Annotated in this window: 24 protein-coding genes and 2 pseudogenes; 11 read left to right on the plus strand and 15 right to left on the minus strand. The window is 74.6% G+C overall.

Features of this window, described 5'->3' with window-relative positions:
• Positions 1-209 (minus strand): annotated as a pseudogene (locus ACFPBZ_RS19895) (hypothetical protein); the annotation flags it as partial.
• Between the two features lie 73 nt (positions 210-282).
• Here ACFPBZ_RS19895 and ACFPBZ_RS19900 point away from each other — a divergent pair.
• Genes ACFPBZ_RS19900 through ACFPBZ_RS19910 form a run of 3 tightly spaced genes read left to right on the plus strand, consistent with a single transcriptional unit; the run spans position 283 to position 3,781 of the window.
• Entirely contained in the window at positions 283-1,395 is a 1,113-nt protein-coding gene (locus ACFPBZ_RS19900; RefSeq protein ID WP_378037842.1) for a M24 family metallopeptidase, read from the plus strand.
• Positions 1,389-2,963, plus strand: a complete 1,575-nt coding sequence (lnt, locus tag ACFPBZ_RS19905; RefSeq protein WP_378037843.1) for an apolipoprotein N-acyltransferase — start codon at positions 1,389-1,391, stop codon at positions 2,961-2,963. Before ACFPBZ_RS19900 ends, lnt begins: the two co-directional genes overlap by 7 nt.
• A 20-nt stretch (positions 2,964-2,983) precedes the next feature.
• Entirely contained in the window at positions 2,984-3,781 is a 798-nt protein-coding gene (locus ACFPBZ_RS19910) for a polyprenol monophosphomannose synthase (RefSeq protein ID WP_378037953.1), read from the plus strand.
• Positions 3,782-3,800: 19 nt separating this feature from the next.
• On the opposite strand, the gene ACFPBZ_RS19915 is transcribed toward ACFPBZ_RS19910, so the two are convergent.
• Both ACFPBZ_RS19915 and ACFPBZ_RS19920 read right to left on the minus strand, forming a co-directional pair.
• Positions 3,801-4,145: an RNA polymerase-binding protein RbpA gene (locus tag ACFPBZ_RS19915; protein WP_378037844.1), complete on the minus strand. Its 345-nt coding sequence runs from the start codon at positions 4,143-4,145 to the stop codon at positions 3,801-3,803.
• Positions 4,146-4,352: 207 nt separating this feature from the next.
• Positions 4,353-5,159 (minus strand): glycerophosphodiester phosphodiesterase family protein, encoded by an 807-nt coding sequence (locus tag ACFPBZ_RS19920; protein WP_378037845.1) that lies wholly within the window; start codon positions 5,157-5,159, stop codon positions 4,353-4,355.
• Positions 5,160-5,408: 249 nt separating this feature from the next.
• Here ACFPBZ_RS19920 and ACFPBZ_RS19925 point away from each other — a divergent pair, with 249 nt between their 5' ends.
• Positions 5,409-6,203, plus strand: a complete 795-nt coding sequence (locus ACFPBZ_RS19925; protein ID WP_378037846.1) for a hypothetical protein — start codon at positions 5,409-5,411, stop codon at positions 6,201-6,203.
• Here the strand turns inward: ACFPBZ_RS19925 and ligD are convergent.
• A complete protein-coding gene (gene ligD / locus ACFPBZ_RS19930; protein WP_378037847.1) occupies positions 6,200-7,609 on the minus strand; it encodes a non-homologous end-joining DNA ligase in 1,410 nt (469 codons plus the stop codon). The genes ACFPBZ_RS19925 and ligD overlap by 4 nt on opposite strands.
• 89 nt (positions 7,610-7,698) lie before the next feature.
• On the opposite strand from ligD, the gene ACFPBZ_RS19935 reads away from it, so the two are divergent.
• Both ACFPBZ_RS19935 and ACFPBZ_RS19940 read left to right on the plus strand, forming a co-directional pair.
• Positions 7,699-9,102, plus strand: a complete 1,404-nt coding sequence (locus ACFPBZ_RS19935; protein ID WP_378037848.1) for an FAD-binding oxidoreductase — start codon at positions 7,699-7,701, stop codon at positions 9,100-9,102.
• Positions 9,103-9,110: 8 nt separating this feature from the next.
• Positions 9,111-10,361, plus strand: coding sequence for a class I SAM-dependent methyltransferase (locus tag ACFPBZ_RS19940; RefSeq protein ID WP_378037849.1), 1,251 nt, complete (start codon positions 9,111-9,113; stop codon positions 10,359-10,361).
• Positions 10,362-10,818: 457 nt separating this feature from the next.
• Here ACFPBZ_RS19940 and ACFPBZ_RS19945 read toward each other — a convergent pair.
• Together ACFPBZ_RS19945 and ACFPBZ_RS19950 are read right to left on the minus strand one after the other, a co-directional pair.
• A pseudogene (locus ACFPBZ_RS19945) lies at positions 10,819-11,385 on the minus strand (sigma-70 family RNA polymerase sigma factor); the annotation flags it as partial.
• Positions 11,382-11,981: a hypothetical protein gene (locus ACFPBZ_RS19950; RefSeq protein WP_378037850.1), complete on the minus strand. Its 600-nt coding sequence runs from the start codon at positions 11,979-11,981 to the stop codon at positions 11,382-11,384. The pseudogene ACFPBZ_RS19945 and the gene ACFPBZ_RS19950, both read right to left, overlap by 4 nt.
• Positions 11,982-12,478: 497 nt before the next feature.
• Here ACFPBZ_RS19950 and ACFPBZ_RS19955 point away from each other — a divergent pair, with 497 nt between their 5' ends.
• Both ACFPBZ_RS19955 and ACFPBZ_RS19960 read left to right on the plus strand, forming a co-directional pair.
• On the plus strand, positions 12,479-12,901 hold the full coding sequence (locus tag ACFPBZ_RS19955; RefSeq protein ID WP_378037851.1) for a hypothetical protein: 423 nt from the start codon (positions 12,479-12,481) through the stop codon (positions 12,899-12,901).
• A 5-nt stretch (positions 12,902-12,906) separates the two neighbouring features.
• Positions 12,907-13,389, plus strand: coding sequence for a hypothetical protein (locus ACFPBZ_RS19960; RefSeq protein WP_378037852.1), 483 nt, complete (start codon positions 12,907-12,909; stop codon positions 13,387-13,389).
• A gap of 1 nt (position 13,390) precedes the next feature.
• Here ACFPBZ_RS19960 and ACFPBZ_RS19965 read toward each other — a convergent pair whose 3' ends face one another.
• Genes ACFPBZ_RS19965 through ACFPBZ_RS19975 form a run of 3 tightly spaced genes read right to left on the minus strand, consistent with a single transcriptional unit; the run spans position 13,391 to position 15,743 of the window.
• A complete protein-coding gene (locus tag ACFPBZ_RS19965) occupies positions 13,391-14,263 on the minus strand; it encodes an alpha/beta fold hydrolase (protein WP_378037853.1) in 873 nt (290 codons plus the stop codon).
• 7 nt (positions 14,264-14,270) lie between these two features.
• Positions 14,271-15,293 carry an aldo/keto reductase gene (locus ACFPBZ_RS19970; protein WP_378037854.1) on the minus strand — a complete coding sequence of 341 codons (1,023 nt, stop codon included), beginning with the start codon at positions 15,291-15,293 and terminating at the stop codon, positions 14,271-14,273.
• A 39-nt stretch (positions 15,294-15,332) separates the two neighbouring features.
• Entirely contained in the window at positions 15,333-15,743 is a 411-nt protein-coding gene (locus ACFPBZ_RS19975; RefSeq protein ID WP_378037855.1) for a MarR family winged helix-turn-helix transcriptional regulator, read from the minus strand.
• 363 nt (positions 15,744-16,106) lie between these two features.
• Here ACFPBZ_RS19975 and ACFPBZ_RS19980 point away from each other — a divergent pair, with 363 nt between their 5' ends.
• Both ACFPBZ_RS19980 and ACFPBZ_RS19985 read left to right on the plus strand, forming a co-directional pair.
• Positions 16,107-16,427, plus strand: coding sequence for a DUF6247 family protein (locus ACFPBZ_RS19980; RefSeq protein ID WP_378037856.1), 321 nt, complete (start codon positions 16,107-16,109; stop codon positions 16,425-16,427).
• Between the two features lie 3 nt (positions 16,428-16,430).
• Positions 16,431-16,700, plus strand: a complete 270-nt coding sequence (locus tag ACFPBZ_RS19985; RefSeq protein ID WP_378037857.1) for a hypothetical protein — start codon at positions 16,431-16,433, stop codon at positions 16,698-16,700.
• Positions 16,701-16,705: 5 nt separating this feature from the next.
• Here ACFPBZ_RS19985 and ACFPBZ_RS19990 read toward each other — a convergent pair whose 3' ends face one another.
• The 5 genes from ACFPBZ_RS19990 to ACFPBZ_RS20010 are packed head-to-tail and all read right to left on the minus strand — an operon-like array spanning position 16,706 to position 19,044.
• Entirely contained in the window at positions 16,706-17,266 is a 561-nt protein-coding gene (locus tag ACFPBZ_RS19990; protein ID WP_378037858.1) for a Uma2 family endonuclease, read from the minus strand.
• Positions 17,267-17,306: 40 nt separating this feature from the next.
• The gene (locus tag ACFPBZ_RS19995) at positions 17,307-17,717 is read right to left on the minus strand and encodes a hypothetical protein (protein WP_378037859.1); all 411 of its coding nucleotides are present in this window, start codon (positions 17,715-17,717) and stop codon (positions 17,307-17,309) included.
• 50 nt (positions 17,718-17,767) lie between these two features.
• A complete protein-coding gene (locus ACFPBZ_RS20000) occupies positions 17,768-18,211 on the minus strand; it encodes an SRPBCC family protein (RefSeq protein WP_378037860.1) in 444 nt (147 codons plus the stop codon).
• Positions 18,212-18,238: 27 nt separating this feature from the next.
• Positions 18,239-18,577, minus strand: coding sequence for an ArsR/SmtB family transcription factor (locus tag ACFPBZ_RS20005; protein ID WP_378037861.1), 339 nt, complete (start codon positions 18,575-18,577; stop codon positions 18,239-18,241).
• Between the two features lie 5 nt (positions 18,578-18,582).
• The gene (locus tag ACFPBZ_RS20010; RefSeq protein WP_378037862.1) at positions 18,583-19,044 is read right to left on the minus strand and encodes an SRPBCC family protein; all 462 of its coding nucleotides are present in this window, start codon (positions 19,042-19,044) and stop codon (positions 18,583-18,585) included.
• Positions 19,045-19,206: 162 nt separating this feature from the next.
• Between ACFPBZ_RS20010 and ACFPBZ_RS20015 the strand changes: the two genes are divergently transcribed.
• Complete coding sequence (locus tag ACFPBZ_RS20015) at positions 19,207-20,442, plus strand: MFS transporter (protein ID WP_378037863.1); 1,236 nt, start codon at positions 19,207-19,209, stop codon at positions 20,440-20,442.
• Here ACFPBZ_RS20015 and ACFPBZ_RS20020 read toward each other — a convergent pair.
• Positions 20,439-21,353 (minus strand): DUF72 domain-containing protein, encoded by a 915-nt coding sequence (locus ACFPBZ_RS20020; RefSeq protein WP_378037864.1) that lies wholly within the window; start codon positions 21,351-21,353, stop codon positions 20,439-20,441. The two genes, ACFPBZ_RS20015 and ACFPBZ_RS20020, sit on opposite strands and share 4 nt — an antisense overlap.
• Between the last annotated feature and the right edge of the window lie 84 nt (positions 21,354-21,437).

Raw genomic sequence — 21,437 nt, forward strand, 5'->3', positions numbered from 1 at the left:
GGCGGGGGCGCTGCGGGGCGCGGGGGTGCGGCGGGCGGGACAGCGGACGGCAGCGGCTCCCGGGCGGGCGTCGCGGTCGGGGCGCCGCGCAGGCCCCCGAGGTCGTCGCGCACGCGGGCGAGGCGGGCCCCGAGGTCGGCGAGCTCGATGTCGAGACGGTCGAGCAGGGCGGTGGGGGAGGGGGCGGGACCGCCGGACGGGTTCGTCATGCGGGACACCCTGGCGCGCGGAGCGGCGGGCGGGCAGGGGGCATCTACCTAGGCCGCCCGTAGGCTGCTCCCCATGGGGTCCTCGCTCGCCGACCAGGTCTCTGCCCGCCTCGACCGCGCCCGCCGGCTGGCCGCGGACGCCGGGGTCGACGCCCTCGTGGTCACTCCGGGGCCCGACCTGCAGTACCTCGCCGGGGTGGTCAAGCACTCCCACGAGCGGCTCTCGGCGCTGGTCCTGCCGACGCAGGACGAGGCGGCCTTCGTCGTCCCGCGCCTCGAGCGGCCCGGGCTCGACGGCAGCGGCGTCGACCTGGCCGGCATCCGGGTGCTCGACTGGGTCGACGGCGAGGACCCGCACGGCCTCGTGGCGGCCTGCCTCGACGGCGCGAAGCGGGTGGCGGTCGCCTCCGACATGCCCGCGCTGCACGTCCTGGGCCTGCGCGACGCCCTGCCGATGGCGACGCAGGAGCTGGCCACGCCGGTGCTGCGCGAGCTCCGCATGCGCAAGGACCCCGCCGAGGTGGAGTACCTGCGCCGGGCCGGGGCCGCGATCGACTCCGTCCACGAGCAGGTGCCGGGGTGGCTGCGGGCCGGGCGCACCGAGGCCGAGGTCGGGGCCGACATCACCGCCGCGATCGTCGAGGCGGGGCACACCGAGGCCGCGTTCGTCATCGTCGGCTCGGGCCCCAACGGCGCGAGCCCGCACCACGAGCTCTCCGACCGGGTCATCGAGACCGGCGACGTGGTTGTCGTCGACATCGGCGGGCCGCTCCCGGAGGGCTACAACTCCGACTGCACGCGCACCTACGTGGTCGGCGGCGCGACCGACGAGATCGTCGAGGCCTACGCCGTCCTGCAGCGCGCCCAGCGCGCGGCGGTCGACGCGGCCCGCCCGGGCGCCACTGCCGAGAGCGTCGACGAGGCCGCCCGCGCGATCATCCGCGACGCGGGCTACGGCGAGTACTTCGTGCACCGCACCGGGCACGGGATCGGGCTCGAGGTGCACGAGGAGCCCTACATCGTCGCCGGCAACGCCCTGACCCTGGAGCCGGGCATGGCGTTCTCGATCGAGCCCGGCATCTACTTCCCCGACCGCTGGGGCGCCCGCATCGAGGACATCGTCGTCGTCACCGAGGACGGGTGCGAGGCGGTCAACACCCGTCCTCACGAGCTCCTGTCGTGCTGACCCGCGACCCGCGGGAGCGGCCGGCCACGGCGCCCGCCCGGTCGCGGGGGACGACAGCGGCCCGCGCGGTGGCCGCGGTCGTCGCGGGGCTGGCGCTCTACGTCAGCTTCCCGCCGCTGGGCTGGTGGTGGGCGGCGCCGCTCGGGGTCGCGCTGCTGCTCACGGTGGTGGCGGGGACGTCGTGGAAGGGCGCCCTCGGGTGGGGTGCGCTGGCCGCGGTGGCCTTCCAGTACCCGTTGCTGTCGTGGACCGGGACCTACGTCGGCGCGGTGTGGCTGGGCGCGCTCGCCGTGGTGGTGCTCGCCGTCGCGATCCCGATGGCGCTCGTGCCGCTCCTGGCCCGGCTGCCCGGGGCGCCGCTGTGGGTGGCGTGCCTGTGGGTCGCGGGGGAGGCCGTGATCGAGCGTGCGCCGTGGGGTGGCTTCCCGTGGGCGAAGCTCGCGTTCGGGCAGGCCGGCGGGGCGTACGCGAGGCTCGCCTCGCTCGGCGGGGCGCCGCTGGTGAGCTTCGCGGTGGTCCTGTCGGGTGCCGGGCTGTGGACTCTCGTCCGGTCCCGACGACGGCCCGCGGCGCTCGCGGGCGGCCTGGTCGCCGTGCTGGTGGGCCCGGTCGTCGGGCTGGTGGTCCCGGCGCACCCGGCCGCGCAGCCGGGGGACCGGGAGATCACGGTCGCGGCGGTGCAGGGCAACGTGCCGCGGGCGGGCCTCGACTTCGCGAGCCAGCGCCGGGCCGTGCTCGACAACCACGTGCGGGAGACGCGGGCGCTCGCGGCGGGAGTCGCCGCCGGCCGGACCCCGCGGCCCGACCTCGTGATCTGGCCCGAGAACTCCTCGGACATCGACCCGTTCGCCAACGCCGACGCCCGCGCGGAGATCCAGGCGGTGACCGACGAGGTCGGGGTGCCGGTGGTCGTCGGGGCGGTCCTGCGCGGTACCACGAACCCCGAGAACACCGCGGTGGTGCAGGGCCCGCGCAACGCCGCGGTCGTCTGGACCCCGCAGGCCGGACCCACCGACCAGTACGTCAAGCGCCACCTGCTGCCGTTCGGGGAGTACATCCCGATCCGGGGGATCGCCTCGATGTTCTCCGGCGACGTGGCGCGGGTCGTGGACTTCGAGCCCGGCACCGGCGACCCGGTGCTGGACGCCGGACCGGCCCGGCTCGGCGTCGCGACCTGCTACGAGGTGGTGTTCGACGGCGACGTGGCCGACGCCGTCGACGCGGGCGCCGACCTGCTGACGGTCCCGACGAACAACGCGACCTTCGGCTACACGGACATGACCTACCAGCAGCAGGGCATGAGCCGGCTGCGCGCGGTGGAGCACGACCGGGCTGTTGTGATCGCCGCGACGAGCGGGCAGAGCGCGGTGATCGCCCCCGACGGCACGGTGCTCGACCGGACCGGGGAGCTGTACACCGCCGGGGTGCTGGTCGACCGGGTGCCACTGCGCACCACGACCACCCTCGCGACCCGTCTGGGGGCGGGACCGGAGTGGGTGCTCGTCGCACTGGGGGTCGCCGCGGTAGGGGTGGCGGCGGTGCGACGACGACGGGGGGAGAACGCGTGACGGCAGGGGAGCAGGGCGTGGTGGAGACCGGGGGAGCGGTACCCGCCACGGACGGGAGCGGGGTCCTCGTCGTCGTGCCCACCTACGACGAACGGGAGAACCTCCCGGGGCTCGTCGCACGCATCCTCGCCACGGTCCCGGGGGTCCGGGTGCTGGTGGTCGACGACGGCAGCCCCGACGGCACGGGGGAGCTGGCCGACGAGCTCGCGAGCGAGGACGGTCGGGTCGCCGTGCTGCACCACCGCCCGAAGCGGGGGCTCGGCGCCGCGTACGTCGACGCGTTCGCCCACGTCGTGGCCACCCACCACGCGGACGACGTCGGCTGGGTGGTGCAGATGGACGCCGACGGGTCGCACGCCCCCGAGGACCTGCCCGCCCTGCTCGCGGCCGCGCGGGCCGACGACGTGGGCCTGGTCCTGGGGTCGCGGTACGTGCCGGGCGGGGAGGTCGTCGACTGGCCCTGGTACCGCAACGCCCTGTCGCGCTCGGCGAACGTCTACTCCCGGCGCGCCCTGCGCCTGCCGATCCGCGACGTGACCGGCGGCTTCCGGCTGTTCCGCCGCGCGGTGCTCGAGGAGATCACCGCGACCCCGGTGTCGTCGCAGGGCTACTGCTTCCAGGTCGACCTGGCGTTCCGGGTGCAGCGCGCGGGCCACGCCGTGCGCGAGGTGCCGATCAGGTTCACCGAGCGGTCGGCCGGCGCCTCGAAGATGAGCGGCGCGGTGGTCCGCGAGGCGCTGTGGCGGATCACGGTGTGGGCGGTGCGGGACCGGCTGCGGGGCCTGCAGATACGGAAGAACCCCGCCACCGGACGGTGACGGGGTTCGACGTGGTGTCTCACGCGCTCTCGGAGCGGCGCTCCTTCAGCAGGCCGAGGCGCTCGTCGAGGAGCTCCTCGAGCTCGGGCACCGAACGGCGCTCGAGCAGCATGTCCCAGTGGGTGCGCGGCGGCTTGGTCTTCTTCGCCTCCGGCTCGGTCCCGTCGATCCGCTTGCCCTCCTCGCCGTGGAGGCGGCACTCCCAGGTGACGGGGGCCTCCGCGTCGTCGGAGAAGGGGACCTCGAAATCGTGGCCCTTGGGGCAGCGGTAGGCGAAGGCGCGACGCGGAGCGAGGTCGTGGTCCCGGTCGGTCTCGTAGCTGACGGCTCCGAGACGACTGCCACGGAGGACGCGGTCGGCCATGGGTGCTGTCCTTTCCTCGACTGCGTGCGTGACGCCCTCGTGAGGCGGCACTCCGGGTCCCAACGTCGGGCGGAGGCTGTTCGTTCCCGGGACATCCGCCGGACACGTGGTCGTGACCCGTCTCACGACGGGGTGGGCCGTAGGGGTTCCCGGGCCCCCGGCACACATCGCCGTGTTCACCGCTGTGTTACCCGGCGGCGGGGGAGGTCACACGCCAGGGGATGGTGAGTCCCACTCGTCGCGCACCACCAGCACGTCGCGCAGCACGTCGGGCCGGTCGGTCATCAGCCCGTCGACGCCGAGGTCGAGCAGGCGGTGCATCTCCGAGGCGCGGTCGACGGTCCACACGTGCACCTCGATGCCCAGGGCGTGGGCGGCCCGCAGGCTGGCGGCGTCGACCACCGGCAGGGCCCCGACGTGGGTCGGCAGCTGCGCGAGGTCGCCGCCGACCGGGACCCGCCGGGCCAGCGGGCCGGGCAGCAGCGAGCGGGTGCGCAGCGAGAGCGCGGAGCGGGCCGCCACCCCGGTGACCACCCGGTCGCCGAAGCGCTGCCGCACCGCGCGCAGCCGGCCCTCCTCGGTGCTCGCGACGGCCACCCGCTGCGCGACGTCGTCGCGCTCGAGCAGCGCGAGCATCGGGCGCAGCGAGCCGGGGGACTTGAGGTCGACGTTGAACCGCATCCCGGGGACCGCCTCCAGGGCCTCCTCGAGGCGGGGCAGCCTCTCCCGGCCGCGCACCCGGACGTCGGCGAGGTCGGCCCAGTCGAGGGCGCGCAGGACCCCGGGGTGCCCGGCGACGCGGCGCAGGGTCGCGTCGTGGTGGACGACGAGGACGCCGTCGCGGGTGGCGTGCACGTCGGTCTCGACGTAGGAGTAGCCCTCCTGCCCGGCCCGCACGAAGGCGGCCACCGTGTTCTCGAGCCCCTCGGTCTCCCCGACGTGCCAGCCCCGGTGCGCGAAGGCCCGCGGGCGGCGGGCGGCGAGGTACGGGTGCGAACGGACGGCCGGGATCACGGCCCGCAGTGTGCCGCAGACCGCCGACGGCCGGGTGTCCCGTGGGCGACCGGCGATGGTCCATGTGAGTGCGACGAGGGCCGTCCGGGTGAACCGGTCCTGTCGTGGAACCGCTCGGTAGTGAGGACACGACACGGTCACGGGAGGAAAACGATGATCATACGTCACTCCGTAGCCACCTTGGGCACATACGTACACATGGAGTAGTGTTCGGCGGGGCAAACAGTCGATCGACTCACTGGGGGGCGGATGGCGCGATCGCGGCACGGTCACCGCGCGGGGGAGTCGGTCGGGGGGACCGGACTCCCGTCCTGGGCGCAGCGCCACCTCGGCGAGGCCGGGGAGAGCGTCGAGACCGTCACCATCGCCACCCCCTCCCCGTCCCGCCACCGCCGTCGCGCGGCCCCGGAACCGGCGCACCGCCTCAAGGGCTGGGGCGTCGCGGTCGTCTCGGTCGCCGCCGCCGTCGGCGCGGTGCCCCTCGCCATCTCCTCGGTGGCCGCCGACCGCTCGGACGACCCGCTGCCGACCGTCAACACCTTCACCGCCGGCGCCCCCGGTCCGCTCGAGTCGGGCGGCGCGGCCCAGGGCGGCGCGACCCAGGGCGGCACCCGCACCGTGCCCGCGGCTCCCGGCAGCGACCCGTCCACCGGCGGTGTCCTCGAGGCACCCGCCGGCGTGCCCGGCGGGGCCGGAGCGGTCGTGCCGGGTCCCGTCGTGCCGGCCCCGCAGCCCGCCGCGGTCGTGCGGCCCGGCGTGCCCGCCGCCACCTCGACGACCACCGCGCCGGCGAAGCCGCTGGCCGGGACGTCCACCACGACCCCGAAGCCGAAGCCGACGACCACCACCGGTGGCGACGACGGCGGCGACGACGGGCCCCGCACCGCCCCGAAGCCGGCACCGGCCCCCGCGAAGCCCCCGGCCTCGTCGTCGGGACCCTCGAAGCCCTCGTCCTCCGGCTCGGACGGTCTGCTGCCCGCGGTCGGGAGAGCCGCGGGAGGAGTGGTCGGCGGCCTGACAAACACCGTCGGCGGGCTCCTCTAACCCGGCAGCTCCGTGCCGTCGCCGAGAGCGCCCGCGTAGAGGTCGCCGTGCTCGTCGATCCGGTCGAGCACCGCGGTCGGGGAGAACACGAGCTCCTCGACGGGGGTGTCGCCCTGCGCGCACGCCGCGACCTCGTCCCACGTCAGCGGCGTGGACACGGTCGGCTCCCCGCCGACCGAGCGCGCCCGCAGCGAGTAGGGCGCCACGGTGGTCTTGGCGGTGTTGTTCTGGCTCCAGTCGACGAACACCTTCCCGCGGCGGCGGTCCTTCGCCATCACGGCGGTGACGATGTCGGGGGTCTCGCGGGCCAGCTCCTCGGCGATCGCCTTCGCGTACCGCGAGGTCGCGGCGGGGTCGTCGACGACGACGGGCGCGGTCATCTGCATGCCCTTCGACCCGCTGGTCTTCACCACGGCGCGCACCCCGTCGTCGGCGAGCCGGGCCCGGATCCGCCCGGCGACCGCGCTGCACTCCCGCAGGCCGGTCTCCGGGCCGGGGTCGAGGTCGAACACCAGCTCGTCCGGCGGGAGCACGGCGTCGTCGGCGTCGACGCGCCACTGGGGCACGTGCAGCTCGAGCACCGCGAGGTTGGCCAGGTACACCAGGGTGGCGAGCTCCTCGACCACCAGGAACGCCGCCGACGACGCGCCCCGCGACGACCCGGGGGTGGGCACGACGACCGTCCGCAGCCAGTCGGGCGCGTTGCGCCCGGCGTTCTTCTCGTAGAACGACTCGCCCTCGACCCCGTCGGGGAAGCGGCGCAGCGTGAGCGGGCGGCCGGCGAGGTGGGGCAGGACCGTGTCGGTCACCCGCGCGTAGTAGTCGATCACGCCGCTCTTCGGGGTGGCCGGGTAGAGCAGCTTGTCGAGGTTGGAGAGCTTCAGGGCCCGCCCGCCGACCGTCACCCGGGGGGACTGGACGTCGCGCCGGGCCGGACGGGGCTCCTCGCTGCGGCGGGTGACCAGCCAGTCCTTCGCGTCCTCACCGCGGGCCGGCCGGAAGAACACGAACCGGCCGTCGACCTTCTCCCCGCGCAGCGTCACGGCGACCTCGTCGTCGGACCACTTCTCGGTCTCGTAGGTGCCGGAGTCCCAGATCGTCATCGACCCGCCGCCGTACTCGCCGGCCGGGATCTCGCCGTGGAAGTCGAGGTACTCGATCGGGTGGTCCTCGGTGTGCACCGCGAGGCGTGGCGCCCCGGGGCCCTCGGGGAGCCCCTTGGGCACCGCCCAGCACACCAGGACGCCCCCGCGCTCGAGCCGGACGTCGTAGTGCAGCCGACGCGCGTGGTGCTCCTGGACCACGAAACGCCCGCCGGCGTCGGTGTCCTGCCCGCCGACCTCCCCGAACGGCTCGGGCGTGCGGTCGGGGTCCCGTTTGTCCCGATAGGTCCGGAGCTCTCCCACGTCACTCATCCTCCCCGTATCGCCACCGTGAAGGATCCCACTGTCAACCCCCGTGCTCCTGATCAGGAGCAGGCATAGTCTCCGGTGCCGTGGCCGGGGCGGACGTAACGACGGGGAGTACGACGGCGACGGCGCACGACCGGGCGGTGGCGGCGGCGCGCGAGCGACTCGCGGCCCTCCCTCCGGATGCCCCGGTGCGGCTGCACAAGAAGACCTCCAACCTCTTCCGTTTCCGCGACGGGGCGGGCGGTCTCGAGGTCGACGGGCTCGATCGCGTCCTGCACGTCGACGCCGAGGCCCGCACGGCCGACGTCGGCGGCATGACGACCTACGAGGACCTGGTCGCCGCGACCCTGCCGCACGGGCTGATGCCGCTCGTGGTCCCGCAGCTGCGCACCATCACCCTCGGGGGCGCCGTGGTGGGCCTCGGGATCGAGTCGAGCTCGTTCCGCGACGGCCTGCCCCACGAGTCGGTGATCTCGGCCGACGTCCTCACCGGCGCCGGCGAGATCGTCCACGCCACCCGGGACAACGAGGCCGCCGACCTCCTCGACGGGCTCGCCAACTCCTACGGCACCCTCGGTTACGCCGTCGCGCTGCGGATCGAGCTGGCACCGGTCAAGCCGTTCGTCGCGCTCCGCCACCTCCGGTTCGACGATGCCGTGTCGCTCGCGGAGGCGACCGCGCGGATCTCGGCCGACCGCGCCTACGAGGGGGAGCCGGTCGACTTCGTCGACGGCACCGTCTTCTCGGCGGGGGAGCAGTACCTGACCCTCGGCCGGATGGTCGACGAGGCGCCCTACCTGTCCGACTACACCGGCCAGGGCATCTACTACCGCTCGGTCCAGCAGCGCGCGTACGACTTCCTCGCGATCTCGGACTACCTGTGGCGCTGGGACACCGACTGGTTCTGGTGCTCGCGGGCCCTCGGCGTGCAGAACCCGCTCGTGCGCCGCGTCTGGCCGTCGCGCTACCGGCGTTCGGACGTCTACCGTCGCCTCGTCGCGCTCGACCGGCGCTACGGGTTCTCCGAGCGGCTCCAGACCCGGGCCACCGGGGCCGCGGGTGTCGAGCCGATCATCCAGGACGTCGAGGTCCCGGTGACGCGCCTGGCGGAGTTCCTCGACTTCTTCCACCGCGAGATCGGCATCACCCCGGTCTGGGTCTGCCCGCTGCGGCTGCGCCCCGACCCCGCCCACCCCGGCCACACCTGGCCGCTCTACCCCCTCGAGCCCGACACGACCTACGTCAACGTCGGCTTCTGGTCGGACGCCCTCCTGCAGCCCGGGATGGCGCGCGACCATCACAACCGGCTCATCGAGCTGAAGCTCATGGAGCTCGACGGGCACAAGTCGCTGTACTCCACGGCGAGCTACACCCGGGAGGAGTTCGACGCCCTGTACGGCGGCGAGCACTACCGCCGGCTCAAGGCGCGCTACGACCCCGCGGGCCGCCTGCCGGACCTCTACACCAAGTGCGTCACGAATTCGTAGGGAGAGCCATGTTGGACGCATCAGTCGCGGAACTGTTCCGCCCGGTGCTGGGCGCCGACGCCCCGATCACCGTCCGCGCCTACGACGGCAGCGTCTCCGAGCCCGCCACCGGCACGCCGACCGCCACGGTCGACGTCCGCAGCGAGACCGCGCTGGCCTACCTCGCCGGCTCGCCGAACTCCCTCGGCCTGGCCCGCGCCTTCGTCTCCGGTCACCTCGACGTGGACGGCGACCTCTACGACGCGCTGACCGCCGTGAGCGAGCTGGCGATCTCCGACGTCTCGCCCGCCACCCTCGCCACGATGGCGCTGCGCCTCGCGCCGATCCGGCTGCGCCACCGTCGCCTCGGGCCGCCGCCCGAGGAGCACCGCCAGCGCGGCCTGATGCACTCGAAGTCGCGCGACGCCGAGGCCATCGCCCACCACTACGACGTCTCCAACCGGTTCTACGAGCTGGTGCTCGGCCCGTCGATGGCCTACACGTGCGCCGCCTACCCCGACGAGACCTCCTCGCTCGAGGAGGCGCAGTTCGCCAAGCACGCGCTCGTCGCCGACAAGCTTGCGCTGAAGCCCGGGATGCGGATGCTCGACGTGGGCTGCGGCTGGGGCCAGATGTCGATGCACGCGGCCGAGCACCACGGCGTCCAGGTCCTCGGCGTCACGCTCTCGCGCGACCAGGCGCTCTGGGCCCAGAAGGAGGTCGCGCGCCGCGGCCTGTCCGACCTCGTCGAGATCCGGCACGCCGACTACCGCGACGTCACCGAGACCGGGTTCGACGCCGTCAGCTCGATCGGCCTCACCGAGCACATCGGCCGCAGCCAGCTCCGGACGTACTTCTCGTTCCTGTACTCGAAGCTGCGCCCGGGCGGGCGGCTGCTCAACCACTGCATCACCCGCCCCGACGACCACCACCGCGCGCACGCCGACCCGTTCATCGACCGGTACGTCTTCCCCGACGGCGAGCTCCTGCCGATCGGGCACCTCGTGAGCCGGATGAACGCCGCCGGGTTCGAGATCCGGCACGAGGAGAACCTGCGCGAGCACTACTCGAAGACCCTCAAGGCCTGGAGCGCCAACCTCGAGGCGAACTGGGACGAGTGCGTCGCCGAGGCGGGGGAGGGCCGCGCGCGGGTGTGGAAGCTCTACATGCCGGCGTGCGCGGTGGGCTTCGACCTCAACAACATCCAGCTCCACCAGGTCCTGGGCGTCAAGCTCGACGACCGCGGCCAGTCCGGCTTCCCGCTGCGCCCGGCCTACTGAGCCCCGGGGACCTCCGGATCCCCGGGACCTACCGGCTGCGGAACCGCCGAGCGGCGGCCGCCATGGCGGCGTCCTCGGCGGCCAGCACGTCCTGACGAGCGCCCGGGTCGGCCATCCGCATCGGCCGGGCCGCCGCGGGCGCCTGCGCGGCCGCCTGCGCCACGTGGGTGTCCGCGGCCTGCAGCAGGCGGTCGAGCACGACGATGCCGGTCCGCGGCGCCTCCTGCCAGGCGCCGCCGACGGCCACCGGCCCGGTGGGGGACGGATCCTCGACGGGCGGCGGCACCGCCACCGCCGTCTCCGCCACCTCCGCCTCCGGCATCCCCGCCTCCGGCAGCTCCGGCTCCGACGGCTCGGCGGTGCGGGTCCGGCGGGGTCCGCGCGACCCGCTGCGGCGGCGCGACCCGGGCGGCGCGGACTCCTCCGGCGCCGGGGCACCGTCCCCGCCGCGCTCCACGATGAGCTGACGCAGCCGCGTCAGGGCCCGGTGCTGGGCGACGCGCACGGCGCCCGCGGTGGAGCCGACGGCCTCCGCGGTCTCCTCCGCGGAGAGCCCGACGACGACGCGCAGGCGCAGCACCTCGCGCTGCTTCTCCGGCAGCTCGGCCAGCAGGGCCGCCATGTCGTGGGAGTCGGACAGGTTGAGCGCGTGCTGCTCCGGCCCGTCGCGGACGTCCTGCTCCTCGGGCAGCTCGTCGACCGGGTCGGACCGGTCGCGCCCGGCGGAGCGGTGGGCGTCGACGACCTTGTGCTGGGCGATGCCGTAGACGAACGCGAGGAACGGCCGGCCCTGGTCCTGGTAGGTGGGCAGGGCGCGCAGGACGGCCAGGCACACCTCCTGGGCGACGTCGTCGGGGGTGGCGTTGACGCGGTCGTACCCGCCGAGCCGGCTGCGGCAGTAGCGGACGACGAGCGGCCGCAGGATGCGCAGCAGCGTGTCCATGGCGCCGCGCTCGCCCGCGAGGGCACCCGCGACGAGGCGGTCGAGCTCGCGGGAGTCGGTGCCGACCGGGTCGCCGCTCACCGGCCGGGCCCCGGTCCGCCCGTGCCGTGTCCCTGCTCGGCGGCCTCGACCACGGCCGCCCACTGGCGCATCGCGTCGTCGAGCCGGGCGGCGAGGCCGGCGCCCGGCAGGCCGAGCTCGGCGGCGGCGTCGGGGTGCGGCACCTCGAGCCAGCGCAGCACCGCGAGGTCGCGGGCGAGCGGGTCGAGGTGCACGAGCGCCCGCAGAGGTCGGGCGGCGGGCGCGGCCAGCAGCCGCCAGGGGTCGGGCCGGCGCCAGCCGGGCTCGAGGCCCCGGGCGAGCAGCACCGACCGCGGAGTCGGTGGCACAGCCGGGCGGGGCCGGTGGCCGGGCGGCGTCGCGTGCCCGCCGAGGCTGCGTGCGGTCCGGGCGAGCAGGAGGTCCAGCTCCACGGTCCGCACGTGCTCGGTGGCGTTCCCCAGCTCGGGCCACCGGTCGACCATGGCTGCGCGGGTGAGGAGGAAGACGTCGTGCCCCGGGGCGCCGTACGCGTGGCCGAGGACGGCGGCGCGCGGCTGGAGGTGCTCGTCGTGCCGGACGAGGAACGCGTGGGCCGCACCCGCCGCGTCGCGCGGGCCGAGCGACTGTGACGTCACCGCGTGCTCCACGGCGCGACCGCGTCGCCCCGCCCGTCCCGCTGATCCACTCGTCCGTCCACCCCGTGCCCCGACCCCCCGCGATCGCCGCTCCGGACCGGATCCGGGACGGCGCGATCATCACCCCACGTCGCGGACCGGACCCGAACGGCGTCCCCCTGCCCGGTCTCGCTCCACGCCGTCGTGTGATCCCACCGTGACCGACGAGGGAGGGGTCCGGAAGGCCGGGTCGACCGGCGGCACATGGGGTCGCACCAGTGGTCCGAAGGCAGGGCAGCGACACGCCGGACGGCGCCGTCACCGGTCGCCCAGCGTCGGCGAACGGCACCACTCGCCCGTCGCAGCGAGGTCAGAGCAGGCCGGATGGAGTGTATGACTAGCCCATTCGGTGGTATCTTGAACGGCTGAACGGGGTCTCTAAGCGGCGTGTCACTGGTCTGCGCGCCGTGGCGCGACGACGACCCCGACGAATCGGGCCCACTAGGCTCCCGCCCGCCATGATCTTCCGTCGCCCCGTCCCGCGCGCCCTGTCAGCACTCGGCGCGGTCCTGCTCGTGGCGGCGGTCGTGCTCGGGGTCCTCACGGCCCGCGGGGCGGGCCGGGACGACGACCGGGTCGCGGCCGTGACCGCCGCCCGGACGCACCTCGACGCGCTCGGGGCCCCGGACCCGGCCGGGCGTGCCCGCGCCGCCGACGGGGCGACCGGCGCCTGGCGCGAGCGGCTCGGTGACCTCCGAGGCGCCCGCCCGACGACGAGCGTGGTGCGCACCGCGGGCCTCGAGTCCCTCGACGGGGACGCGGCCCGGGTGCTGGCGGTCGGCCTCGTCGCCGGGGGGACCGTGCCGCGGACCTACCGGGTCGAGGTCGCCCTGGTCCACGCCGACGACCGGTGGCTGGTCGCCGACGTGGTGGAGCTCTGAGCGCGGTGCGGCAGCGGGCGGTGCTCGTCGCGCTGGGCCTCGTCGTGCTGGCCCTGGCGGTCACGGTCGGGGTGCTCGGCCGGCGTCTCGTCGTCGCGCAGCAGAGCGACGCGGCCGCGACGGCGGCCACGCGGGCGGCGCAGGAGCTCACCCCGGTCCTGCTCACCTACGACTGGCGCACCCTCGACGCCGACACCACCCGCATCGACGCCGCCACGACCGGCCCGTTCGCCGCCCAGAACCGGGCCATCGTGGCGAGCCTCGTCGTGCCGGCGGCACTGGAGACTCGCGCGTCCTCGGCCGCGACGGTCGAGCGCGTGGCCGTGCTGTCGGCCGCCCCGGACCGGGTGGAGACCCTCGTCCTGTACACCCAGGTCACCCGCCGCGAGGGCGACCCGACCGGGACGCGGGAGGCGCGCGGCGCCCGGGTGGCCCTGGCGCCCGACGACGAGGACCGCTGGCTCGTCGCCGGGTTCGACGCGCTGTAGCTCACGCGTCGAGGCTCTCCCGGTCCAGGAAGGCGGTCACGGCCGCGGCCACCGCGTCGGGCCGCTCGACGGCGAGGAAGTGGCCCGCCCCGGGCACCTCGACGGTCTCGCAGAGCCCCGCCGCGAGCCGGCTCGCCTCCGGCCGGACGCAGCCGTCGTCGGCCCCGAACAGGTAGAGCAGCGGGTGGGTGGGCAGGCCGTACACGGCGCGCTCCTCGCGGCGGTAGCGGGGGAGCCGGCGCCACGGCTGGGCCCACGACCGGTAGTAGCCCAGGGCGGCCGCGCGGCGGGCCTCGTCGGGAAGGGCCGCGAGCACCCGGGCGACGTCCTCGCGGGCGTCGTACCCGGGCGACCAGTCGGCCCACAGGCGCGGGACGAGCCGGGGGAGGGCCCACTCGGAGAGCCACGGGAGCTGCTGGAAGCCCATGTACCAGCTGGCGCGCAGCTGCTTCCCGACGAGGAGCGGGTCGCGCAGGCGCGCCACGGTCGCCAGGGGCGGCACCGCCATCGTCACCACCCGGTCCCACAGGGCGGGCGCGTGGACGGCGGCGCCGTAGGCGGCGAGCGCCCCCCAGTCGTGCCCCACGAGCAGGGCCGGCCGGTGGTCGCCGAGGGCCCGGCGCAGGGCGACCGCGTCGGCCACGAGCGCCCCCGGCTGGTAGCAGCCGTCGGGCGCGAGGCCGGTGGGGGCGTAGCCGCGCAGGAACGGCGCGACCACCCGGTACCCGCGTCCGGCGAGCACGGGCGCGAGGTGGCGCCACGACCACGGCGTGTCGGGGTAGCCGTGCAGCAGCAGCGCCACCGTCCCGTCCTCGGGGCCCGTCGTCAGGTACGCGACGTCGAGATCGCCCAGCGCGATGTGCCTCGTCTCCACGGGGAGATCATTCCCGGCCGGAGGAGATCCAGTCGTCGGAGGCGAACGAGAAGTTGCGGCCGCCCTGCACCAGCTCGGCCGCGGCGTCGAGCCGGCTCTTCTGCTCCCCGGTGAGCGTCAGCGACACCGCGCCGGCGTTCTCGACGACGCGCTTCGCCGAGCGGGTGCCGGGGATCGGGACCGTGGGGACGCCGAACGCGGCGCCCTGGGCGTAGACCCAGGCGAGGGCGACCTGCGCGGCCGTGGCGTCGAGCTCCCCGGCCACCTCGCGGACCACCTCGACGACCCTCTGGTTGGCGTCGAAGTGCTCGGCGAAGCGCGGCTGCTTGCTCAGCATCGTGTCCGCGACCCGCTCCGCGGTGATCGTCCCGGTGAGGAACCCACGCCCGAGCGGGCTGTAGGGCACGAAGCCGACGCCGAGCTGCGCCGCTCTGGGCACCACGGTGGCCTCGACGTCGCGCGACCAGATGCTCCACTCGCTCTGCACCGCGGCGATCGGGTGGACCGCGCTCGCCTCGGTCAGCTCGGTGGCCGTGACCTCCGAGAGCCCGAGGTGGCGCACCTTGCCCTCGGCGACGAGCTCGCCCATCGCCGCGACCGTCTCGGTGATCGGCAGGTCGAGCTGGCGGCGGTGCATGTAGTAGAGGTCGATCGTGTCGACGCCGAGGCGGCGCAGCGAGTTCTCGCAGGCCTGCCGGACGTAGTCGCGGTCGCCCCGGGTCGGCGTGCCCTGGCCCACCGCGCCGGTGATCCCGAACTTGGTGGCGAGCTGCACCTCGTCGCGCCGGTCGGCGAGGACGCGCGCGATCAGCTCCTCGTTGGTGCCCGACGGGCCGGTGGTGCCCTCGCGGGGCGTGCCGTAGACGTCGGCGGTGTCGACGAACGTGACGCCCGCGTCGAGCGCGGCGTGCAGGGTGCGCACGGCCTCGTCGGGATCGGTGGTGCCGTAGACGTCGGAGAGCGCCATGCCGCCGAAGCCGAGCGCGCTGACGTCGAGGCCGTCGCCGAGGGTGGTGTGCGGAAGACTCATGGCGGCCACGCTAGGAGTTGGAGCGCACTCGAACGCAAGTCAGATTCGGCGGAGCAGGGCGACCAGCTGGTGGCGCTCGGCCTTCTCGAGTGCGGTGAACACCTCGGCCTGCGCCTCGTGCACGACGATGGCGAGGTCGGAGTGGGCGGCGACGCCGGCGGGGGAGAGGGCGACGAGGACCCGCTTCGCGTGGTCGGGGTCCGGGCGCCGCGTGACGAGGCCCTTCCCGTCGAGGGTCCGGACGGTGGCGGTGACGTCGCTGCGGTCGAGGCCCGCGGCCCGGCCGAGGTCGGCCTGCGTGCGGTGCTCGATCCCGGCGAGCACCGCGAGGACCCGGTACTCGAACGGACTGGACCCGGCCTCGGCCAGGCGGCGCTGCAGGACATGCTGGGCGTGCGCGGCGGCGCGGGCCAGGGCGGTGGTGTCGAGGTCGGACCAGGAGGTGGGCAACGGCCGCCCTTCGGTGTTGGTGACGCCAACACTAGACGAACGTGTTGGTGCGGCCAACACGGGGCGCGCTCGAGAGGCACGCCAGCCAGGCCCCGAGCGTCGTCGACCTGCCGCACGTGCCGGTCGCCACCGGCGGAGTCGTCGGATCATCGAGGCTCGACAGGCACACGGGGCAGGCTCGGGGCGTTCAGCGGCTGCCTGACGTGCCGGTCGGCCGACGACGAGCCCCTCTCGACCCTGCTCCGTCATCCGATAATCGACATTATGTCAGATTGCCCGAACGAACCCCCTCTTCCAGAGCCAACCAGCAGCACCTCGACGGAAGTGCCCTTCGTTGTCGGCGCGAGCCGCTACCGTCGCACTGTGACGGCCTCCCCCTCGACCCGCCCCGCCAGCGGTTCCCTGGCCGAGGGCGCTTCACCGGCGACGATCCGCGCGGCGTTGCTGCCCGAGGATCGTCCCGCGTTCGACCAGGCCTATTGGGAGGCCCTGGATCGCGCCAAGACCGAGTACGACGTGACGCCGGTGCACTCGACGTTGGAGAACTGGCGACGTCAGGCCATCGCGCAGTCCGACCGGGACGGGTTCCGGCGGATGGTGCGCCGGGCGGCGGAGTTCTTCACCGGCAAGTCCATACCGGACGACGAGCCGTTCGAGGTCACTCGCCACAAGGCGGGCATGTAGCCGGTGTACCGCGTCCGACCCGTCGGCGACGACATTGCCGCGGCGATCGACGCGCTGCCGGCCGACCTGCTCGACGCATTCGCCGAGCTGCGGGTCGCGCTCGAGGTCTCGCCCTGGACTGTCGGGACTCCGTACGTGCCGAGCAATCCGACCGGGTCCCGGTCGGCGACCTTCGGACCGGACGGTCGCGGACTGGTCGTCTACGCCGTCGAGGACTCCGACCGTCAGATGGTGTGGCTCTGGATGGTCACCGCCGCACCCGATCTCGACTGACCGGCTCAGGACGACGGACGTCGTAGACCCGCCAGCAGCCCAGCCGGCGACACCGTGACCGCGAACGGCCGCTGCACGGTCACGACCTCATCGCCCACGGCCTCGGCCACCGGACGGAACCGGCCCGCCTCGTCGAGCTCCAGGACCTCGACGACGCCCGCCCCCTCCGGGTCGAGCAACCAGTACGAGCCGACGCCGAGGCGCTCGTAGTGCGCCTGCTTGGTGTTGCGGTCGTGCAGACGGGTGCTTCGCGAGGCGACCTCGGCGACCATCACCGGGGCCACCGGCAGATTCGCCCGCGTGAGGTCGGCGAACCGGGCGACGAGCACGTCGGGCTGCACCTCGTCGACGAGGCTGGTCTGCACCGCGAACGGCGCCGCCAGCACGTGCAGCTCCAGCGGGCAGGCCGCGTGCAGCAGTCGGTACAGGGTCAGCGCCATTTCCTGGTGCGGCCACCCGGGCGCCGGGCTCACGAACAGCATTCCGTCGATGAGTTCACGACGACGCCCGTCGTCGGGCATGGCGTGCAGCTCGGCCACCGTGTAGCCCGCACTCGACGCCGTCACGCCCGCCATGGTCGCGCCTCTCCCCTGTCTCCACCAGCGCTCACCGCACGCGGTGCACGCCGTCGACCGTGCTGGTGAAGACGCCGAGCAGCCCGAGCCCGGAGCTCTCGCACACCGCCCTCAGCGCCTCGCCCCACGCCGCGTCCGCAGTCGTCACGGTCCCGTGGCCCGTTCGTTCGAGGACGAAGACGGCCGAGCCCGCGCCCGCCGACGTCACCAGGGCGTCGGCGACCTGACCGAGCACGCGGACGAGCCCGTCGACCATCCTCGGGTCGGGCCGAGGTGGGGTGTCCTCGATGGGCATCAGGACCGGCGTCTGCTTCCGGTCGCCGTCGACCAGGAGGAGCCAGAGGCATCGATCCTTGGTCGCGGGACCCAGGAGGGATGCCACACGCTCGAGCACGTCGTCGTCGGTGAGCAGGGGCGGCAGGGACGTGGGCGACATCGTCATGCAGCTCATGGTGAGCAGCGAGCCCGGCCCCTGGTGGCCGTTTCGCGGAATCAGTGCCAGTCGCTGATCGGCAGGTCCCGCGGCGACGGTGAGCCCGCACCGGTCTCGAGCAGCGCCTTCAGGCTCACCAGGAACGTGGCCCACTTGGTGCTGCAGTGGTGCATGAACTCCACGGGCTCGACCCAGCCCTCGTGGGCGAACAGCACGATCGTCCAGTCGTCGGCCCGGTGCAGCCGCCAGTCGATCGTCGTCCCGATCCATTCCTGCGGCCCGTCGACCACCCGCCACGTCACCCGCTCGGCGGGCCGGGCGTCGACGACGTCCATGTCGAACCCGCCCTGCGGGAACCGGAACGCGAGGGTGTCCCCGACCCCGCTGCTCCCCTTCACGTCCTCCGTCCACCAGCCGGCGAGCCCCTCGACCGTGGTCAGGGCCTCGTAGACCTTCTCCGGCGTCGCGGCCTCGACCCCGATGCGGTGCAGGATGTCCACCATCTCGTCCTCCTCGTTCCCGTGTCCGTCTCAGTCCTGCTGTGCCTGCTGGATCGACTCGGCGATCCGCTTGATCCGCTGCAGCCGGGCGTCCCATGCCGACCCGACCGACGTCAGCTGCTCCACGGCCCGCGCCAGCTGCGCGTCGTCCACCCGGTAGCGCCGCTCCCGGCCCGCGGGCGTCGCGTGCACCAGGCCGACCCGGTCCAGGACGCCGAGGTGCTTGGCCACCGCCTGGCGGGTCACCGGGAGCTGCTGCCCCAGCGAGGTCGCGGTGCCGCCGCCGTCGACGAGCAGCAGGTCCAGCAGACGGCGCCGTGTCGGGTCGCCGATGGCCGACCAGAGGTCGTCGTCGACCTCGCCGGACATTGCTGTCACGGCCGGGTGGCCAGCGTCGCCACGTAGGGCGCGAGCCGCGGCAGGTAGTAGTCCCAGCCGGTGTGGTGCTCCCGGTACTGCTGCTCGAGGACCGCGGCCTCCCAGCCCATCTCGCGGAAGCCGGTCTCGGTCATCCGCAGTAGGGTCCCGCCGCCGGACGGGGTCAGGTCGAAGGTGACCAGCAGCGAGTTGCCCTCCGCCGCGGCCTCCCCCACCGGGTGCGTCCAGCGGAAGGAGAAGCTCCGCGGCGGGCGCGCGTCGACGACGGTGAAGCCGACGATCGTCCCGTCGGCGTCGCGGTCGCCGAAGACGATCTCGCCCGCCGATCCGGGCGTCGGCTCGTAGCGGGCGTCGTCCGGCCACCACTGCCGGAGGTGGTCGGGGCTGCTCACCACCTCGAAGACGATCTCGGGGGTCGCCTCGACGAAGACCTCGCGCTCGATGGTCCCGAACTCCATGCCATCCTCCTGCAACTGGTGGTTGCGGATGAAGGTATCCGCACCACGAGAAAAGCGCAACCATCGGTTGCTCGATAGGTATACCGACCGGTGGGGTTATCGGCGTACCCTTCGGGGCACCCGCTCGGTATACCGGTCGGGTTACTCGTGGAGGTGGCCGCAGTGCAGCAGTGTCAGGTCGAGACCGAGGGTCCCGTCGGGACGGCCGTCGAGCGGGTCGGGGCGGTACGGCTGACCACGGTCGGGATGGCGCTGATCGCCGTCTGCTACGGGCTCGCGCGCTTCGCCTACGGGCTGTTCGTCCCGAGCCTCCGCGCCGAGTTCAACCTCGACGCGACGTCCGTCGGAGCCATCGCCTCGGGCAGCTACATCGGCTACTGCGTGGCCGTCGTGCTCGCCACCGTCGCCACCACGCGCTGGGGGGCGCGGACGGTCGGCGTCGCCGCCGGGGCCACCGCCGCCGTCGGCACCGGACTGGTCGCCCTCGCCCCGAGCACGCCGGTGCTCGTCGTCGGGGTGGTGCTCGCGGGCTCGAGCACCGGACTGGCCTCCCCGCCGATGGCCCAGGCGGTGGCGACGCACCTCTCCCCCGCCCGGCAGTCGCGCTCGCAGAGCGTGGTGAACGCCGGGACGGGGTTCGGGGTCCTCGTGTCGGGCCCGGTCGCCCTGCTGGCCGCCGGTGGGCAGTGGCGCCTGGCGTGGGCGGCGTTCAGCCTCGCCGCGGTGGCGGTCACGGTCTGGCTGGCGCGCACGGTCCCGTCCGGAGGGCCCGCCGCGGCGACGACGGGCCGGGTCGCCCTCGCGGAGGTGCTGCCGCCCGGGTCGGGACGGCTGCTGCTCGCGGCGGCGGTGACCGGGATCGGCAGCGCCGCGGTATGGACCTACGGCCGGGAGCTGGTGTCCGCCGCCGGCCTCGGCGACGTCACGGCCTCCGTGCTGTGGATCGTGCTCGGCGCCGCCGGACTGCTCGGGGCCTTCGCCGGGGACCTCACCACCCGGCTCGGGCCGGCCCGCTCCTGGTCCGCCGCGATGCTGCTGCTCGCCGCCGCGACCGTCGCCCTCGCCCTCGCGCCGGGACAGGTGGTCGTCGCCGTGCTCGCCTTCGCGGTCTTCGGCGCCGTCTACATCGCGCTGTCGGGGTTCCTGCTGCTCTGGGGCACCCGCGTCAACCCCGACCGGCCCGCCCTCGGCGTCGGTGCGGGGTTCCTGCTCCTCGCGCTCGGCCAGGCCGTGGGCGCTCCGCTGCTCGGCGCCGTGGCCGACGCGCTCGGCACCCCGCAGGCGTTCCTCCTCGCCGCCGGGATCACCGTGCTCGGCGCCCTCGTGCGCCCGAGGACGCAGCCCCGGACCGAGCGGTCGTCCGCGGTGGCAGGCGGCGGGCCCGGGGACCAGATCTAGCGGTCCGGCTCCCCGAGCCGTTGCGCGAGGGCCAGCGCGTCGAGCGGGGCGTGGCCCCCGCCGTCGTTGTCGAAGTAGACGAGGACCTCGCGGCCCGACGGGGCGGACGGCGCCGGGTCGTCGGGGGCGATCGTCGCCGTCGACGTCGGCACCCCGCCCTCCGCCCAGTTCCGGGCGCGGACGGCCCACGCGTCCAGCGCGGCCTCGTCGTACCCGCTGCGGTAGAGCTCGGTGTCGCCGTGCAGCCGGACGTAGACGAGGTCGGCCGTGACGTCGTCGAACAGGGGGAAGGTCCCGGCGCCGTCGGAGACGACGAGGGCCACGTCGAGCTCGCGGAGCAGCCGCACGACCGCCGGGTCGCGGAAGCTCGGGTGCCGGGCCTCCAGGGCGTGGCGCAGCGGGCGGTCGTCGTCCACCTCGACGTACGGGTCGGGCACGCGGTCGGTGTGACCGCGGCCGAGGTCCGCGGCGGCGGCGGTGCTGCGCGGGAGCATCGTCAGGAACTCGCCGATCCGGTCGGCGTCCCAGCCGAGGTTCGGGGGCAGCTGCCAGAGCATCGGGCCGAGCTTGGGCCCGAGCGCGAGCGGACCGGAGGCGAGGAACCGGCCGAGGGCCTCGTCGATCCCGCGCAGCTTCTTCATGTGCGTGATGTAGCGGCTGCCCTTCACCGCGAACCGGAAGTCCTCCCCCGTCGCGTCGGCCCAGCGTCGGAACGACGAGGCCCGCTGCAGCGAGTAGAAAGTCCCGTTGATCTCGGCGGTGCCGAGCCGGGAGGCCAGGTACCCGAGCCGCCGGTGGCGGGCCAGGCCGGGCGGGTAGAAGACGTCGCGCCAGTGGTCGTAGGTCCACCCGGAGGTGCCCACGCGCACCCGTCCCCGGGCGGGCGGAGCGGGGGCGGGCGGGGCGGGCATCGTCCCCCGAGGTCCCCGGCCGGACGTCCTGGTACACCCCGACGGGGCGGCGCGGGGGGTACGGTCGGCCTCACCGACCCGTTG

Origin of the sequence: Actinomycetospora atypica, assembly GCF_042653685.1 — a bacterium.
In the GTDB taxonomy this organism is placed as follows: domain Bacteria; phylum Actinomycetota; class Actinomycetes; order Mycobacteriales; family Pseudonocardiaceae; genus Actinomycetospora; species Actinomycetospora atypica.